At 73.3% G+C, this 16085-nt stretch carries 14 protein-coding genes; 6 read left to right on the forward strand and 8 right to left on the reverse strand.

Annotation, left to right across the window (positions count from 1 at the left end):
• The first annotated feature begins 40 nt into the window (after nt 1-40).
• From BM393_RS07250 to xerD, 4 genes are all read left to right on the forward strand, one after another.
• Nucleotides 41-700, forward strand: a complete 660-nt coding sequence (locus BM393_RS07250; RefSeq protein ID WP_091724043.1) for a response regulator transcription factor — start codon at nt 41-43, stop codon at nt 698-700.
• Nucleotides 697-2115 (forward strand): ATP-binding protein, encoded by a 1419-nt coding sequence (locus BM393_RS07255; protein ID WP_091724045.1) that lies wholly within the window; start codon nt 697-699, stop codon nt 2113-2115. Before BM393_RS07250 ends, BM393_RS07255 begins: the two co-directional genes overlap by 4 nt.
• A gap of 151 nt (nt 2116-2266) precedes the next feature.
• On the forward strand, nt 2267-3850 hold the full coding sequence (locus BM393_RS07260) for a DegQ family serine endoprotease (RefSeq protein ID WP_175538213.1): 1584 nt from the start codon (nt 2267-2269) through the stop codon (nt 3848-3850).
• A 115-nt stretch (nt 3851-3965) separates the two neighbouring features.
• Nucleotides 3966-4940 carry a site-specific tyrosine recombinase XerD gene (gene xerD, locus BM393_RS07265; RefSeq protein WP_091725153.1) on the forward strand — a complete coding sequence of 325 codons (975 nt, stop codon included), beginning with the start codon at nt 3966-3968 and terminating at the stop codon, nt 4938-4940.
• A gap of 23 nt (nt 4941-4963) precedes the next feature.
• On the opposite strand, the gene BM393_RS07270 is transcribed toward xerD, so the two are convergent.
• Entirely contained in the window at nt 4964-5527 is a 564-nt protein-coding gene (locus BM393_RS07270) for an Lrp/AsnC family transcriptional regulator (RefSeq protein WP_091724051.1), read from the reverse strand.
• A gap of 116 nt (nt 5528-5643) precedes the next feature.
• Here BM393_RS07270 and BM393_RS07275 point away from each other — a divergent pair, with 116 nt between their 5' ends.
• Complete coding sequence (locus BM393_RS07275) at nt 5644-6246, forward strand: MarC family protein (RefSeq protein ID WP_091724054.1); 603 nt, start codon at nt 5644-5646, stop codon at nt 6244-6246.
• On the opposite strand, the gene BM393_RS07280 is transcribed toward BM393_RS07275, so the two are convergent.
• Together BM393_RS07280 and BM393_RS07285 are read right to left on the reverse strand one after the other, a co-directional pair.
• The gene (locus tag BM393_RS07280) at nt 6225-6803 is read right to left on the reverse strand and encodes a GNAT family N-acetyltransferase (protein ID WP_091724057.1); all 579 of its coding nucleotides are present in this window, start codon (nt 6801-6803) and stop codon (nt 6225-6227) included. The genes BM393_RS07275 and BM393_RS07280 overlap by 22 nt on opposite strands.
• Nucleotides 6804-6849: 46 nt before the next feature.
• Nucleotides 6850-8871 (reverse strand): CHASE domain-containing protein, encoded by a 2022-nt coding sequence (locus BM393_RS07285; RefSeq protein WP_091724059.1) that lies wholly within the window; start codon nt 8869-8871, stop codon nt 6850-6852.
• A gap of 363 nt (nt 8872-9234) precedes the next feature.
• Between BM393_RS07285 and BM393_RS07290 the strand changes: the two genes are divergently transcribed.
• Nucleotides 9235-9792: a diguanylate cyclase domain-containing protein gene (locus BM393_RS07290; RefSeq protein WP_217648397.1), complete on the forward strand. Its 558-nt coding sequence runs from the start codon at nt 9235-9237 to the stop codon at nt 9790-9792.
• 60 nt (nt 9793-9852) lie between these two features.
• Here BM393_RS07290 and BM393_RS07295 read toward each other — a convergent pair whose 3' ends face one another.
• Genes BM393_RS07295 through BM393_RS26080 form a run of 5 tightly spaced genes read right to left on the reverse strand, consistent with a single transcriptional unit; the run spans nt 9853 to nt 16076 of the window.
• Nucleotides 9853-10995, reverse strand: coding sequence for a lipocalin-like domain-containing protein (locus tag BM393_RS07295; protein WP_091724064.1), 1143 nt, complete (start codon nt 10993-10995; stop codon nt 9853-9855).
• Complete coding sequence (locus BM393_RS07300) at nt 10995-13586, reverse strand: FtsX-like permease family protein (RefSeq protein WP_091724066.1); 2592 nt, start codon at nt 13584-13586, stop codon at nt 10995-10997. Before BM393_RS07300 ends, BM393_RS07295 begins: the two co-directional genes overlap by 1 nt.
• A gap of 41 nt (nt 13587-13627) precedes the next feature.
• Nucleotides 13628-14287: an ABC transporter ATP-binding protein gene (locus BM393_RS07305; protein WP_091724067.1), complete on the reverse strand. Its 660-nt coding sequence runs from the start codon at nt 14285-14287 to the stop codon at nt 13628-13630.
• Nucleotides 14288-14295: 8 nt separating this feature from the next.
• Nucleotides 14296-15285: a tRNA (adenosine(37)-N6)-dimethylallyltransferase MiaA gene (gene miaA, locus BM393_RS07310; RefSeq protein ID WP_091725156.1), complete on the reverse strand. Its 990-nt coding sequence runs from the start codon at nt 15283-15285 to the stop codon at nt 14296-14298.
• A gap of 17 nt (nt 15286-15302) precedes the next feature.
• Entirely contained in the window at nt 15303-16076 is a 774-nt protein-coding gene (locus BM393_RS26080; protein ID WP_254783251.1) for a pseudouridine synthase, read from the reverse strand.
• Nucleotides 16077-16085: the final 9 nt, after the last annotated feature.

Genomic DNA, 16085 nt, shown 5'->3' on the forward strand with positions numbered 1-16085 from the left:
GGAAATGACCCGGTCCAGCCGGACGTGCACAATCGCGCCCATGCGACTCCTGCTGGTGGAAGACGACCTCATGATCGGCGAGCAGCTGCTCGGGCTGCTGCGCGCCGAAGGTTATGCCGTGGACTGGGTGCGCGACGGCGAGATCGCCGACACCGCGCTCCAATCCCAGACCTACGACCTGGTGCTGCTCGACCTGGGCCTGCCCAAGCGCGACGGCATGAGCGTGCTGCAGGCCCTGCGCGGGCGCAAGCAGACGGTGCCGGTGCTGATCGCCACCGCGCGCGACGCCACCGCGCAGCGGGTGGCCGGGCTCGATGCCGGGGCGGACGACTACGTGCTCAAGCCCTTCGAGCTCGACGAGCTGCTGGCCCGCATCCGCGCGCTGCTGCGCCGCGCCGCCGGCCGAGCCGAGCCGGTCTACGAGCACATGGGCGTGAGCATCAACCCCGCCACGCGCGAGGTCACCGCCAACGGCCATCCGGTGACGCTGTCGCAGCGCGAATGGGCGGTGCTGGAGCCGCTGCTGGCGCGCCCCGGCATGGTCCTGTCCCGCCAGCAGCTCGAGGAGAAGCTGTACGGCTGGAAGGACGAGATCAGCAGCAACGCCGTCGAGGTCTACATCCACGGCCTGCGCAAGAAGCTGGGCGCCGAGCTGATCCAGAACGTCCGCGGCGTCGGCTACCGCGTGCCCAAGGAATGAACGCGGGCCTGGAGCCCGACGCGCCGCGGCGCGGCCGGTTCGCGTTGCTGCCGCGCTCGCTGCGCTACCGGCTGCTGCTGTTCCTGCTGGGCGCGATGCTGACCAGCGCGCTGATCCAGGGCATGAGCGCCTACCGCAACGCGCTGATGGAGACCGACGAGATCTTCGACTACCAGATGCAGCAGGTCGCGCTGTCGCTGCGCGCGGGCATGGGCACCGGCCTGCCGCTGCCGCTGGGGGAGGAGCAGAGCATCGACCTGATCGTGCAGGTCTGGGGCCTGGACGGCACGCCGCTGTACCGCTCGGCCGGCCCGGACTGGCTGCCGCAGCGCGCGGTGCTGGGCTTCTCGAATGTCGCGCTGCGCGGCAAGCGCTATCGGGTCTTCGCGGTGCAGGGCCGGTTCCAGGTCGTGCAGGTCGCGCAGGACATCGCGGTGCGCCAGCGCATGGCGGGGCAGCTCGCGTGGCGCACGGTGCTGCCGACGGCGCTGATGCTGCCGATGCTGGCGCTGGTCGTGTGGTGGGTGGTCTCGCATTCGCTGGCGCCGCTGGAGCGGGTGCGCCAGCAGCTGTCGCGCCGCGCGGCGCAGGACCTGGCGCCGGTCGACGACGAGGACCTCCCCGCCGAGATCCAGCCGCTGGTCACCGAACTCAATGGCCTGCTGGACCGCGTGCGGCAGGCCTTCGAGCAGCAGCAGCACTTCGTCGCCGACGCGGCGCATGAGTTGCGCTCGCCGCTGGCGGCGCTGAAGCTGCAGTTGCAGTCGCTGCGGCGCGCGCCGGACGACGCCGCCCGCGCGCAGGCGCTGGAGAAGCTCGGGCAGGGCATCGACCGTGCGTCCCATCTGATCGAGCAGCTGCTCGCGCTGGCGCGGCAGGACAGTGCCAGGGCGCAGGCACCGTCGCAGCCGATCGCGCTGGATGCGCTGTGCCGCGACGGCGTGATCGACGCGGCGACGCTGGCGCAGGCCCGTGGCATCGACCTGGGCATGGAGCGCTGCGATGCGGTGCTGGTGGACGGCCACCGCGAGGCACTGACCATGCTGCTGCGCAACCTGCTGGACAACGGCATCAAGTACGGGCGCAGCCGCGTCGACCTGAGCCTGGAGCGCAGCGGCGGACAGGCGCTGCTGGTGGTCGAGGACGACGGGCCCGGCATCCCCGACGCCGAGCGCGGCCGGGTCTTCGACCGCTTCTACCGTTCCGAGGCGCAGGCCCAGCAGGCCCCGGGCAGCGGCCTGGGCCTGGCGCTGGTGCGCAGCATCGCCGACGACCACGGCGCCAGCCTGCGCCTGGGGCACAGCACCGCGCTGGGCGGCCTGCGCGTGGAGCTGGCGATGCCGCTCTCGCGCGCCACGCCGGCCGCGGCGCCAACCTTGCCGCCCGCGGTGCCGCCGGCGCTGCCGCACGCCTGAAAGGCATGCGCCTGAAAGGCGCTCGCCACCGCCGCTTCACGGCGGGGCCACGGCGATTAAGAGCGACCTAAGCGAAGCTCCTCACACTTCGAGCCATCGAATCGGCGCAAGGCCTCCGGGCCGACCGCCGGCAGCGAATCTGGAGGTTCAGATGGCTCAACAAGTGGAGAAGATGATTCCGGTGAAGAAGCTCGTGTGGGCGCTGGCCGCGGCCGGCGTGTTGGGTGCCGCGGGCGGTGCGCTGGCGATGCGCAACGCCAAGGTGACCCCAGTCTCGGTCTCGGACTCGGCGGCGACCGCGCCGGCGCAAACCGGTGAGGCGCAGGTCGCCGCGGTGACGACGCCGCTGGCCAACGCGGCCGCGCCGGCGGCGAACTTCACGCCGCCGCCGGCGGGCATGCCCGACTTCGCGCAGATCGCCGCGGCGCAAGGGCCGGCGGTGGTCAACATCAGCGTGTCCGGCACGGTGAAGACGCGCGCCGCGCGCGTGCCGCAGATCGATCCGGATGATCCGTTCTACGAGTTCTTCCGCCGCTTCGGCGTGCCCGGCATGCCCGGCGGCCCGAATGGCGGCGGCGAGGGCGGCAGCCGCGAGATCCGCGGCCAGGGCTCGGGCTTCATCGTCAGCGCCGACGGCGTGATCCTGACCAACGCCCACGTCGTGCAGGACGCGCAGGAAGTGGTGGTCAAGCTCACCGACCGCCGCGAGTTTCGCGCCAAGGTGCTGGGCAGCGACAAGTCGACCGACGTCGCGGTGCTCAAGATCGAGGCCAAGAACCTGCCGACGGTGCGCCTGGGCGCGACCCGCGACCTGCGCGTCGGCGAATGGGTGCTGGCGATCGGCTCGCCCTTCGGTTTCGAGAACAGCGTCAGCGCCGGTGTGATCAGCGCCAAGGGGCGCTCGCTGGGCCCGGACGAGAGCCGCGTGCCCTTCCTGCAGACCGACGTCGCGATCAACCCCGGCAATTCCGGCGGCCCGCTGTTCAACGCACGCGGCGAGGTGGTTGGCATCAACTCGCAGATCTACAGCGCGTCGGGCGGCTACCAGGGCCTGTCCTTCGCCATTCCGGTCGAGGTGGCCAACAAGGTCCGCCAGCAGATCGAGAAGGGCGGCAAGGTGCAGCACGCCAAGCTGGGCGTGATGGTGCAGGAGGTCAACCAGGGCTTCGCCGATTCCTTCAAGCTGGACCGCCCCGAGGGCGCGCTGGTCGCCAACGTCGAGGAGAACGGCCCCGCCGCCAAGGCCGGCCTGCGCTCGGGCGACGTGATCCTGGGCTTCAAGGGCCAGCGCATCGTCTCCAGCGGCGACCTGCCGGCGCTCGTGGACCAGTCGCTGCCCGGCGACAAGGTGGACATCGAGGTCTGGCGCAATGGCAAGCGCGAGACCATCACCGCCACGCTTGGCGACGCGAACGAGAAGGGCGCGAAGCTGGCCAAGGCTGGCGGCGACGCTGATGGCGACCACGCCAAGCTCGGCTTGGCGCTGCGTCCGCTGCAGCCCGAGGAGCGCCGCCAGCTCGGCACCCGCGACGGCCTGCTGATCCAGGAAGTGGGCGAGGGCAGCGCCGCGGCGCGTGCCGGCGTCCGTCCGGGTGACGTGCTGCTGGCCGTCAACGGCACGCCGGTGCAGTCGGTCGAGCAGGTCCGCGGCGCGGTCAAGGGCGCGGAGAAGTCGGTCGCGCTGCTGGTGCAGCGCGGCGCCGACAAGATCTTCGTGCCGGTGCGCATCGGCTGATGACCTGAACCGTTCTCCCAACCAACCGCTGCCTGTGGCGGTTGCTCCGTGGGGCCCGCGCGTGGTGGCGCGGGCCCCTTTTTTTCGGCGGCCTCGCGCTGGCATCATGCGCGGCATGTCCTCGTCCCGATCGACCCCATCCGCACCACGCCCCCCCGAAGCCTCGCCCGGTGAGCCGGCCCTGCGCTCGGCCGAGCGCGAGCGCAGCCAGCGTGCGATCGACGCCTTCATCGAGGCCCTCTGGATCGAGGAGGGCCTGTCGCGCAACACGCAGCTGGCCTATCGCCGCGACTTGCAGCTGCTGGCCGACTGGCTGGCGGCCGAGCCGCGTCTGGCGCTGGACGACACCCGCGAGCAGGACCTGTTCGGCTACGCGGCCGCGCGACACGAGGGCGGCAAGGCGACCTCCGCGAACCGGCGGCTGTCGGTGTTCAAGCGCTACTTCCGCTGGGCCTTGCGGGAACGCCGGCTGGAGCGCGATCCCACGCTCAAGCTCAGCGCCGCCAAGCAGCCGCTGCGCGTGCCCAAGACGCTGCACCAGACCCAGGTCGAGGCGCTGCTGGACGCGCCCGACGTCGGCACCGCGCAGGGACTGCGCGACCGCGCGATGCTCGAGTTGATGTACGCCAGCGGCCTGCGCGTCACCGAGCTGGTGACGCTCAAGAGCGTGCATGTCGGCCTGCGCGAGGCGGTGCTGCGCGTCACCGGCAAGGGCGACAAGGAGCGGCTGGTGCCCTTCGGCGAGGAGGCGCACGCCTGGCTGATGCGCTACCTGCAGGAGGCGCGTCCGCAGCTGCTGAGCGCGCGCAACACCGACGACCTCTTCTTGTCCCGCTTCGGCCAGGCCATGACGCGCGAGACCTTCTGGCGCATCGTCAAGAAATACGCGGTGGTGGCGGGCATCACCAGCCCGATCTCGCCGCACACGCTGCGGCATGCCTTCGCCACGCACCTGCTGAACCATGGCGCGGACCTGCGCGCGGTGCAGTTGCTGCTGGGCCATGCCGACCTGTCCACGACGCAGATCTACACGCACGTGGCGCGGGAGCGCCTGAAGGCGCTGCACGCGGCGCACCATCCGCGAGGCTGAGCGCCGGTCGCGCCGACGCCGCCTCAGTCCACCGGCAGGCCCGCCGGCGGCTTGATCTCCTCCAGGCAGATCATCGACCGCACGTCCGCGACGCCGTCCAGCTGCATCAGCTTGTCGGTGAGGAACTTGGACAGCGCCTGCAGGTCGCGCGCCACCACCTTCAGCAGGTAGTCCGAATCGCCCGAGACGGTGTGGCACTCCAGGATCTCGGGGAAGTCGCGGATCAGCGACTCGATCTCGCGCACGCGGGCGAAGGCCTGGGCGGTGATGTTCAGGCTGACGTAGGCGGTGACGCCCAGCCCGAGCGCCAGCGGCGCCACGTCGGCGCGATAGCCCCGCAGTACGCCGCGTTCCTCCAGCGCGCGCACGCGGCGGAAGCACTGCGGCGCCGACAGGTGGACCTGCGCCGCCAGGTCCACGTTGGACATGCGGCCGTCGCGCTGCAGCGCCCCCAGGATGCGCAGGTCGATCGCGTCCAGCGTCACCGGCCCGAGGGGGCGGGGGCGCGTCGGCGCCGCGGCCGGCCGGCCCGCGCTGATCGCCGGGGCGGGAACGGATCGAGGCGGCTTCTTGTCCAACTTGTTCATCGGCGAGGTCGTGATGAGGAATTGTTGCGATTCTAGGGATTCACGTGAACGAAGCGTGCGCGAGCGCGTGCCACCCGCGGCGAACGCGACGCCGTCATCGGCGAGAATCGCGCCCCATGGATCACAGCTTCCTCTCCGCCCTCATCCTGCTGCTGCTGGTGCTCGACCCGCTGGGCAGCCTGCCGATCTTCATCCCCATCATGCGGGCCGTGCCGCGCGAGCGCCGGCTGAAGGTCGCGCTGCGCGAGGTCGGCATCGCCTTCGCGGTGCTGCTGGCCTTCATGTTCCTGGGCGAGGGGTTCCTGCGCCTGATGCACCTGTCGGAGCGCTCGCTCGAGGTGGCCGGCGGCGTGATCCTGATCATCATCGCGATCCGGATGATCTTCAGCCACGCCGGCGAGTCGGCCTACGGCGTGGACACCGGACGCGAGCCCTTCATCTTCCCGCTGGCGGTGCCGCTGCTGGCCGGTCCGTCCGCGATGGCCACGGTGCTGCTGCTGGCCTCGCGCCAGCCGGACCGTGTGGCTGAATGGATCGGCGCGCTGTTCACCGCGATGGTCATCTCCTTCCTCGCGCTGATCCTGGCCGACCGCATCCGCAAGCTGCTGGGCGACTCGGTGGTCTCGGCGCTGGAGAAACTGATGGGCCTGGTGCTGACCGCCATCGCGGTCGAGATGATCCTGTCGGGCCTGAAGCGCTACTTCGTCGGCGGGCTCTGATCGGCGGAATTGGCCGGCCCGGTCCGCGCGGCGGCCTGCGCCGCGCGCCATTCCGCCGCCGTCATGCCGTAGACCGCGACGTCGTTGTCGTACCAGCGCTCCACGCCGCGATAGCGCATGCCGAGCTTGGTCATCACATGCGAGGACGCCTCGTTGGCCGGGTCGCAGACGGCCACCAGCTGCGGCGCGCGCAGGTCGTCGAAGGCGAAGGCGGCCATGCGGCGCGCGGCCTCCGAGCCGTAGCCGCGGTTCCAGCGGTCGCGGCGCAGGCGCCAGCCGATCTCGTGCGGATTGGCCGCGTCGCGGCCCAGGTGCTGGATGCAGCCGGCACCGATGATCTCGCCGGTCTCGATCTCGAAGAAGGTCCACCAGCTGTAGCCCCATTCGGCCCAGCGCGCCTTGACGCGGTCGATCATCGCCTGCGTGTCCTCGAGCGTGTCGGGCTTGCCCGTGATGTAGCGCATCACGTCCAGGTCGCGATTCATCTCGAACAGGCCGTGCAGATGCGCATCGGTCATGGGCTCCAGGCGGAGCCGGGCGGTGGTCAGTGAGGTCATCGGGCGACTGTACGGCGGTTCAGCGGTTCAGCGGGCATGACGCCGGTCATCCGTCGGCCTCGGCGGCCTCGGCGGCCAGCTCCTCGGCCGTGCGCCGCAGCGCCGAGAGGTCGAGCTCCTCCGGCGGCAACGCGCCGTTGAGCCAGCGGATGCGGCAGCGGCCGGCGCGCTTGGACTCGAACATCGTCTGGTCGGCGCGGCTCATCAGCACCTCGGGGTCGACGCCGTCCAGCGGGTAGTGCGCCACGCCGAAGCTGCTGCCGACCTGCACCGTCACGCCGCTGGACAGCCGCACCGGGGCGAGGATCTCGCTCAGCAGCCGCTCGCAGGCCGGCCGGCTGTCGGCCACCGCGGGCAGCGGGGTCAGCAGCACGACGAACTCGTCGCCACCCAGCCGCGCGGCCGTGTCCGAGCCCCGGATGCCGCTGGACAGCCGCTGCGCGACGACCTTGAGCACCTCGTCACCGGCGTCGTGGCCGTGGGCGTCGTTGATGGCCTTGAAGCCGTCCAGGTCCAGGTAGGCGACCGCCATCTTCTGCGACTGCCGCTGCGCCACGGCCATCGCCTGGCGCAGCCGGTCGGCCAGCAGCACCCGGTTGGGCAGGCCGGTGAGCGCGTCATGGAAGGCGGCCCGCTCCACGCGCGCCTCGTGCGCCTTGCTCTGCGTGATGTCGGCCATCATCCAGAGCGTCGTGTCCACGTCGCGCTCGCCCGGCAGCGCCACGCCGTTGAGGTCGATCCAGACCAGGCTGCCGTCCTTGCGCCGCATCTGCAGCTGGCTGCGGTAGTGGCCGCCGCGGCTCAGCACCGGATAGGCATTGCGGCCCAGCGCGGCGAAGGTGTCCTCGTCGACATAGAGCTCGCGCACCGGCAGCCCGAGCATCTCGTCGGTGCCGTAGCCGAAGAGCTGTTCCAGCGCGCGGTTCTTCCAGACGATGCGCCGGCCGCGCAGCTTGGCGATGGCGATCACGTCGGCGTCCAGCATCGCCTGCTGGTCCAGCGTCAGGCGGCGCAGGTCCTCGGTCATCGCGTCGGCCAGCGCCTGCGCCCGCGCCCGGCCGGCCGCGAGCAGGTAGGTGGTTGCCGCCAGCAGCGCCGTCAGCAGCAGGCCGATCAGGCCCGGCCCCCAGCCCGCCGCGTCGATCACCGCGCGCTCGTAGGCGGTCGTCAGCGCGGCCTCGAGCCGGAACGCCCGCCCGGCGATCTCCACCCGACGCTCGGCCGCCACCACGCGGAGGTCGAAGGCGGGCTGCGCGCTCGGCGCGGCATCGAGTGGCTGGATGCCGGTGCTGGAGTCGAGCAGCAGGTCCTCGGTCGCGGTGTGGTCGTCGACCAGCAGGCGGAAATCCATCGGCGCCGCCGCCAGGCCTTCCTTGAGCCCGTGCAGGATCTCCTGCGCCACCAGCGGCGCGTAGAGCAGGCCCAGCAGCGCCTGGCGCCGCTGGGCGGCGTCGATCGGGTCGGCGCCGTCGCGGAACACCGGCACCAGCAGCAGCATGCCGGGGCCGTGCGCATGGTCCTGCACCAGCGGCACCGGCGCCGACAGCGTGGCCTCGCCGGTGGCGATGGCGCGCTCGATCGCGCGCCGCCGGATCGCCTCCGAGCCCAGGTCGAAGCCCCAGGCCGCGTAGTTCTGCGACAGCGGCTCGATGTGCGCGACGACGAACAGGTCGGGCGCGTCGCCCCGGCTGCGTACCGAGAACTGCGGCGCGCCGTTGGCGCGCTCGGCGGCGATGAAGGCGGGCAGGTCGGCGCGCTTGACCCGCGGCACGAAACCGAAGCCGCGCACGCCGGGGAATTCGCGCGTCAGGTCGCGCGACTGGACGTAAGCGCGGAAGGATTGCCGGTCAACGCGCCCGCCCAGCGCGGCCAGCGCGCCGCGCGCGCCCTTGAGGCCGTACACCGGCTGGACGAAGCGCTGGACGATGTCGCGCTCCAGCCGCTCCATCTGGGCGTCGAGCAGGCGATGGGCCTCGGCCACGACGCGGTTGCGGTTCCAGAGCATCGCGCTGAGCGTCAGCGCCAGGCCGGCCAGCAGCACCAGCAGCGCGCCGACGACGGCGGGCATCGGCAGGTCGCCGGCCCCGGAGGATGGTGCGGGCGTGGGCGCTGGGGCCGGGAGCGGGGACGCGAGGTCGTGCGCTGGAGCGTCGTGCACGGGCGGGGCGGCGGGGCCGCTGGGCGTGGACACAGCCGGGTACTTTAGAGCAGCCGCCGCGCGGCGGCATGGCGTCCCTGCGGCGCGTCCGGATTCGTTACATCTGCCGCGACGCGTCGCCGCGCAAGCGCCTATCCTCCCTCGCTCAAGGGGGCGGCGCGCGGCTTGCTCCTGTGCTGCAATCAATCCTCATCTCCGGCGAAGGCGGGCAGCATGGCTCAAGACTCGGACAGGGGCCCCGGGGCCTGGTGGGCATTCCTGAGGCGGCGCTGGGTGGCGCGCCGCGACCCGCCCGCGCGGGTGGCCGCGGCGGACGAGGCGCAGTTGATGGACGGCCTCAAACGCGAGGCCGCCCGGGCGCAGCGCCACCGCCACGACGGCGTGCTGATGCTGCTGGAACTCGATCCCTGGACCCGCCTGCAGCAGCAGCACGGCCAGGAATGCCTGCAGGCGCTGGACGAGCGCCTGGACCAGCTGATGCGGCAGCAATTGCGCGGCGGCGACTGGCTGCTGCCGCTGCCGCGCGGCGTCTGGGCCGCCTACCTGCCGTGCACCGATCCGCTGGGCGCGCTGGACGCGGCCGACCGGCTGCGGGCCCGCGTCGCGACGCTGGACTACCGCTGGCAGGGCCAGTCGCTGCCTTTGAGCGCGAGCCTGGGCCTGGCCCATTGGCAGGACTGGCGGCGCGAGCCGCAGCAGGGCGCCGACCAGCTGCTGCAGCAGGCGCGTCAGGCTCTGGCGATGGCGCGCGGCGCCGGCTGCAACTGCGTGCGCGCCTACGCGGCGATGCCCTCCGGCCGCAACCGCTACAGCGGAACGCGCCCGGCCTGAGGCCGTCGTCCCTTGGCCATCGGCCATCGGCCATCGGTCCTCGGCCCGCGGTCGGTGGCGCTACAGCGGCACCCGGCCGGCGTAGCCGGTCATCTCCAGGTAGCCCCAGCCGAGTCCGCGGCCGGCCTCGTCGCTCACGCGCGCCACGCCCTCCCAGTACGGGAAGCCGGTGCTGAGCCGGGTGTCGATCTCCTGGGCCGCGTAGGCCGCCTCGACGAGCAGCACGCCGCGCGGCGTATGGATGCGCCAGCGCACCGGGTAGGTGGCCCGGCTCACCGGGCTCTTCCAGAAGGCCAGCGGCTCGAAGCGCAGCTGCTGCTCGAAGTCGACTGGCGCGCCGCCGTGCGCGGCACGCCAACTGCCGCCGGTCCAGATCACCGCGCCGTCGTGCGCGCGCATCTGGAACAGCGTCAGCGACGAGCCGTCGTCCAGGTTCAGACCAAGCCAGTCCCAGCCGACCGCCCGGTCCGGCGCGGCGTCGGCGCCGCGACCGAGGTACTGGTTGCTCCACTCGTGATCCAGCCAGGCGCTGGCCCGCACCGTGCGCGTGCCGCCGTCGCGCAGCGCGAGCCGGCCGCTGCCGGCCAGCTGCGGCTCGCTGACGTAGCGGCTGGCCTGCTGCGCGCCCGGGCCCTTGCGCGACCAGCCCGCGCGGCCCTGCAGCAGCGGCGCCTGGGGCGCGTCCAGCGTCAGCGCGAGCGCGAAGCCCGCGTGCTCGCTGGGCATCGACAGCACATAACGGCTGCGGCCGCCGGGGCCGTCGCTGCGCCGCAGCTGCCAGGCGCCCAGGCGCACGCGGGTGTCGTCGGTGTCGGCGCGCGCGTTGGCGAAGCCGTGGCGCAGCACCTGCTGGTCGTGCAGCAGCCGCTGGCGGCCGAGGTCCGAGATCGCCGCGTGGCCCAGCATCACCTGGTCCGGCGCGAAGGCCGACGACAGCGGACGCTGGAGCGCATGGCGGACGCGGAAGAAGGTGAGCTGGAAGCCGAAGTCCGGCCGCGTCGTCTCGCCAGCGCGCCCGTCGACCCGCAGCACGCCGGTGACGTACCACCACTCGATGCGGGTCTCGGGGTGCGCGCCGTGGTCGCGGGGAAAGCGCAGTGGCGCGTCGGACAGCGTCTCGTCGGTCGGCGTGGCCTGCGCGCGGGCCAGCCCCATGGCGCCGAGGCCGCCGAGGGCGCCCAGCAGCGGTCGTCGTCCGATCATCACCAGTCCTCCCGCACCGCGCGCAGCGCCTCGCCCCGACCGGCGCGCAGCGCGCGGGCGCTGGCCCAGGCGGCGGTCACGCCGGTGGCGACCAGGCTGGCCGCGAGCAGCGCCGCGACCCGGCCCGCCGGCACCGACCAGTCCATGCTCCAGTGGAAACTCTGCGGATTGAGCCGGAACACCAGCACCGCGCTGATCGCCAGGCCGACGATCAGTCCCATCAGCGCGCCGGCCACCGCCTGCAGCAGGCTCTCGGCCAGCACCAGTCGGCGCAGCATCGCGCGCGTCAATCCCAGGTGCAGCAGCAGGCCGAATTCCCGCCGGCGCGCCAGCAACTGCGCCGACAGGCTGGCCGCGACGCCGAACAACCCCAGCCCCAGGCCCACCGCCTGCAGCCAGTAGGTGATGGCGAAGCTGCGGTCGAAGATCGCCAGCGAGAAGCGGCGGAGCTCGCCCGCGGAGGCGATCTCCAGCGAGTCCGGCGCCCCCGAGGCCTCGCGCAGCGCCTGCTGCGCCGCCACCGGATCGGCGCCGGGCCGCAGCCACAGCGCCAGCTCGGTGATCGCCGCGTCGCCGCTGAGCCGTTCCCAGTCGCGCCGCTCCATCAGCACCGCCCCGGTCTGGCGGCTGTAGTCGCGCCAGATCGCCTTCACCGCGACCGGCAACTGGCGGCCCTCCAGCCGCAGCGTGAAGCGGTCGCCGGGCGCCAGGCGCAGCTCGTCGCGCATCGCCTCGTTGATGTAGACCGGCTGCACGCCGTCCGGCAGCGCGACCGCCTCGCCCTGCAGCGGCAGGCGGTGGTCCAGCGGTCGTGCCAGCAGCGTCGTGCTGCCCGTCATGCCGCGCACGGTGAAGCCGATGTCGCGGGTGCGCTGTGCCGCCACGCGGTCGATGCCGGGCAGCCGGGCGGCCGAGGCGGCCAGCCCCGGCGGCATCGGTTGGCCCTGCTGGGCGCTGTCGCGAGCAGTCTGGCGCAGGTAGAGATCGGCCGGCAGCATGTCGCTCAGCCATTGGTCCAGGGACTGGCGGAAGCTCGCGACCATCACCAGCATCGCCACCGCGAGCGCCAGCGCGACCAGCACGCCGGCGATCAGCCGGCCGGCCTCGCCCGCCTGGTCGCGGGCGCGTTCCACCGCCAGCAGCGGCAGCGCGCGTCGCGCCGCCCAGCCACGCAGCAGGCTGGTGATCGCGCGCAGCACGAAGGGCACGCTGCCCAGCGCGCCCAGCAGCAGCGCCACCATCGCGGCGTAGGCGCCCAGCGGCAGCCCGAGCACCGGCCGCAGCGCCGCCAGCGGCAGCGCGGCCAGCAGCAGCGCCGGACCGATCCACCACCAGCGGCCCGTGTCGCCGCCGCTGCCCAGGCCCTTGAGCACCTGGGCGACGGGCAGCCGGCGCAGCCGCGCCAGTGGCAGCGCCGCCGCGCCCAGGCTGACCAGCGGCCCGAGCGCGAGCAGGCCCACGATCGACGCCGTCGAGAGCCGCAGCGCGGGCCGGCCGCCGCTGAGGCCGGTCAAGCCGCTGCCCAGGTCCCCGCCGAGCGCCTGCAGCCCGAGTTCCGCCAGCCCGATCGCCAGGCCCAGGCCCAGCACCGCGCCGGCCAGGCCCAGCGCCAGCGCCTCGGACACCAGCAGCGCCAGGCGCTGCCTTGCGCTCATGCCCAGCACGCCGAGCAGCGCCAGTTGCGGCAAGCGCTGCGCCACCGACAGGCTGTGCACCGCGAAGACCATGAAGGCGCCGACGAACAGCGCCATCAGCGACAGCACGCCCAGGTTGAGCCGGTAGGCGCGCGTCAGGCGGCGGGCGTCGTCGGCCTGCTGGCGGGCCTGGTCGTCGGGCGCATGCGCCGACACGCCGGGCGGCCAGGCCGCCGGCACCGCGTGGCCGGTGGCCATGCGCAGCAGGATGGCGTCGAGCTGGCCCGGGCGATGCAGCAGCTGCTGGGCCCAGGCGATGTCCATGATCACCAGCGCCTGCTGGCGATCCGGCACCCGGCCGACGACCGGCAGCGGCGCGGGCTCGCCGGGCAGGTCCACGCGCAGCGCGGCGGGGGCGTCCAGGCCGAGCCGCGTCCAGGCGGCGTCGCTGACCAGCAGCGCGGGCTCGCGCAGCGCGCGGCCGAGGTCCGCGCCGTCCATCCGCGGCAGCCACTGCGGATGGAAGGCGCCGATCTGGAACAGGTCCAGGCCGATGAGCCGCACCCGCTGCCATTGGCCGTCGCGCCCCTGCAGCCGGATGCTCGCGTCGAGCCGGGGCGCGATCGCGGCGATGTCCTCGCGCGCGGCGAGCTCGGCGAAGAAGCGGTCGGACAGCGGCGCGGCGCCGGCGGTGGCGCCGAGCTCGACATCGGCCTGCGCGCTGCTCTGCCGCGCGGCCGATTCGAACTGCGCCAGGGCCGAGGCATTGATCCAGTGGACCGCGCCCGCGAGCGCCAGGCCCAGCGCGATCGTCAGCAGCGCGGCGAGCTGCCGGCCCCACTGCAGGCGCAGCGCGGGCCAGGACAGCTGCCACCACCAGCCCCAGGCGCGCCGCAGGCCGGCGAGCGGGGCGTGGCGGCCGGTGCCGCGCGGCGGGGAGACGGTCGGGGCGCTCATGCGATGGGGACGGGCAATCGGCGGGCGCGGGCGTCGCGCCCTCAGGCCTCGACGAGGCGGCCGTCCTCCAGCCGCAGGCGCCGGTCCGCGAGCTCGGCGGCATGGGCCGAGTGCGTCACCAGCAGGCAGGCCGCGCCCTGGTCGCGCAACTGCTGGCGCAGCAGCCGCATGACCTGGTCGGCATGGGCGGGATCGAGGTTGCCGGTGGGCTCGTCGGCCAGCACCAGCACCGGGCGGTGCACCAGCGCGCGGGCGATGGCCACGCGCTGCAGCTGGCCGCCGGACAGCTGGCGCGGCAGGTGGCGGGCCTGCGCGCCCAGGCCCACCGCGTCCAGCATCTCCTCGACGCGGCGCGCGTCGGGCTTGCCCTGCAGCAGCAGCGGCAGGGCGACGTTGTCCCGCACGGTCAGGTGGGGCAGCACATGAAAGGCCTGGAACACGAAGCCGAGTTGCTCGCGACGCAGCCGGGCCTGGCCGGATTCGTCCAGCGCCAGCAGGTCGCGGCCTTGCAGCACCACCTGGCCGCGATCCAGTGGCTCGAGCGCCGCCAGCCCGTTCAGCAGCGTGGACTTGCCGCTGCCGGATTCGCCGAGCAGCGCCAGCATCTCGCCGCGATGCAGCGTCAGCGAGAGGTGCTCGAACAGGGTTTGCGCGCCGTAGCGCTTGGTCAGGCCGGTGGCGGTGAGGAGGGGGACGTCCATCGTCGAGCTCAGTTGGCGCCGGCAGTGGCGGTGTCGTCGGCGAGCGCGATCAGCTGTTCGAGCGCGTCGGGCGCTTCCGCCGCCACCACGCGCCGCGCCGGCATGCTGCGCAGCCAGGTGATCTGGCGCTTGGCGAGTTGCCGCGTCGCGGCGGTGCCCAGTTCGCGCAGGGCCGCGAAGTCGGGCGCGGCCTCGTTGGCGTCGAGCAGTTCCCAGGCCTGCCGATAACCGACGCAGCGCATCGACGGCAGCCCCAGGTGCAGGTCGCCGCGGGCGCGCAGGCGCCGCACCTCGTCGACGAAGCCCTGTTCGATCATCAGCTCGAAGCGCTGCGCGAGGCGCTGGTGCAGCCAGGCGCGCGCCGCGTCCGACGGCTCCAGGGAGATCAGCGGCCAGTCGACGCCCTGCGCGCGCTGGCGCCGGTAGAGCGCCGACATCGGCTCACCGCTGAGCAGGCAGACCTCGAGCGCGCGCTGGATGCGCTGCGCGTCCAGCGGCGCCAGGCGGGCGGCGGTCTCCGGATCCAGCGCCGCCAGCCGTGCATGCATCGCGGGCCAGCCGTCGCGGGCGGCCTCGGCATCGAGTTGCGCGCGCAGCGCTGGATCGGCCTGCGGCAGCTCGGACAGGCCGTCGAACAGCGCCTTGAAATAAAGCATCGTGCCGCCAACCAGCAGCGGCCGCGCGCCGCGGGCCTGGATCTCGGGCACCAGGCGCAGCGCGTCGCGGACGAACTGCGCCGCCGAGTAGCTCGCGGTCGGCTCCAGGACGTCGATCAGGTGATGCGGCACCGCGGCGAGTTCTTCCGGCGTCGGTTTGGCGGTGCCGATGTCCATGCCGCGGTACACCAGCGCGGAGTCGACGCTGATGATCTCCACCGGCTGGCGGCGCGCGATCGCGAGCGCGGCCGCCGTCTTGCCGCAGCCCGTCGGCCCGGCGAGGCACAGCGGCCGCAACGCCGGCGGCGGGCGGGGCGCGACCGCGGCGGCCGTTGCGGCCATCGCGGCCGGCGCTTCGATCAAAAGCGCTCCCAGGGCGCGAGGTAGCGCCACTGGCCCGGCGGCAGCTGGCCCAGCGGGATGCGGCCGATGCGCACGCGCTTGAGCGCCAGCACCTTCAGGCCGACCAGCTCGCACATGCGGCGGATCTGGCGCTTGCGGCCCTCGCGCAGGACGAAGCGCAACTGGTCCTCGTTGGCCCAGCTGACCTTGGCCGGCTTGAGTTGGACGCCGTCCAGCTCGAGGCCGTGGTTCAGCAGCGCGATCGCCTTCGGATCGAGCTGGTGCTGCGGATGCTGCCCGCCATCGCCGTGCTCGAGGGCGACGCGCACCAGGTATTCCTTCTCGACGTCGGAGTCCTCGCCGATCAGGTGGCGCGCGATGCGGCCGTCCTGCGTCAGGACCAGCAGGCCGGTGGAATCGATGTCCAACCGGCCGGCGGGCGCGAGGTTGCGGCCGTGGCCGGGCGCCCAGTGGATCTTGGCGGGATCCTCGCCCCAGTGCGTGTCGGCCTTGACCAGCACCGACGCCGGCTCGTAGCCGTCCTCGGCCTGGCCGGAGACATAACCGATGGGCTTGTGCAGCAGGATGGTCACGCGCTGCGCCTGCTGCTCGCGGGCGGCGGGATCGACTTCGATCTTCGCGTCCGGGCCGACGCGCTGGCCCAGCGTCGCGGGCTCGCCGTCGACGGTGACCCAGCCGGCCTCGATCCACTCGTCGGCTTCGCGGCGCGAGGCCAGGCCGAGCTCGCTCATGCGCTTGGACAGGCGCTCGCCGGCGTCGGGATCGGCCAAGCGCACCGG

This window comes from Mitsuaria sp. PDC51 (assembly GCF_900113225.1).
GTDB lineage: Bacteria > Pseudomonadota > Gammaproteobacteria > Burkholderiales > Burkholderiaceae_C > Roseateles.

Excerpts from the sequence above, each read along its gene's own strand:
- BM393_RS07270 (WP_091724051.1), bottom strand. The coding sequence starts at position 5,527 with ATGAACAAGTTGGACAAGAAGCCGCCTCGATCCGTTCCCGCCCCGGCG.
- BM393_RS07285 (WP_091724059.1), bottom strand. The coding sequence starts at position 8,871 with ATGCCCGCCGTCGTCGGCGCGCTGCTGGTGCTGCTGGCCGGCCTGGCG.
- xerD (WP_091725153.1), top strand. The coding sequence starts at position 3,966 with ATGTCCTCGTCCCGATCGACCCCATCCGCACCACGCCCCCCCGAAGCC.
- BM393_RS07280 (WP_091724057.1), bottom strand. The coding sequence starts at position 6,803 with ATGACCTCACTGACCACCGCCCGGCTCCGCCTGGAGCCCATGACCGAT.
- BM393_RS07255 (WP_091724045.1), top strand. The coding sequence starts at position 697 with ATGAACGCGGGCCTGGAGCCCGACGCGCCGCGGCGCGGCCGGTTCGCG.
- BM393_RS07300 (WP_091724066.1), bottom strand. The coding sequence starts at position 13,586 with ATGAGCGCCCCGACCGTCTCCCCGCCGCGCGGCACCGGCCGCCACGCC.
- BM393_RS07275 (WP_091724054.1), top strand. The coding sequence starts at position 5,644 with ATGGATCACAGCTTCCTCTCCGCCCTCATCCTGCTGCTGCTGGTGCTC.
- BM393_RS07295 (WP_091724064.1), bottom strand. The coding sequence starts at position 10,995 with ATGATCGGACGACGACCGCTGCTGGGCGCCCTCGGCGGCCTCGGCGCC.
- BM393_RS07305 (WP_091724067.1), bottom strand. The coding sequence starts at position 14,287 with ATGGACGTCCCCCTCCTCACCGCCACCGGCCTGACCAAGCGCTACGGC.
- BM393_RS07250 (WP_091724043.1), top strand. The coding sequence starts at position 41 with ATGCGACTCCTGCTGGTGGAAGACGACCTCATGATCGGCGAGCAGCTG.
- BM393_RS07260 (WP_175538213.1), top strand. The coding sequence starts at position 2,267 with ATGGCTCAACAAGTGGAGAAGATGATTCCGGTGAAGAAGCTCGTGTGG.
- miaA (WP_091725156.1), bottom strand. The coding sequence starts at position 15,285 with ATGGCCGCAACGGCCGCCGCGGTCGCGCCCCGCCCGCCGCCGGCGTTG.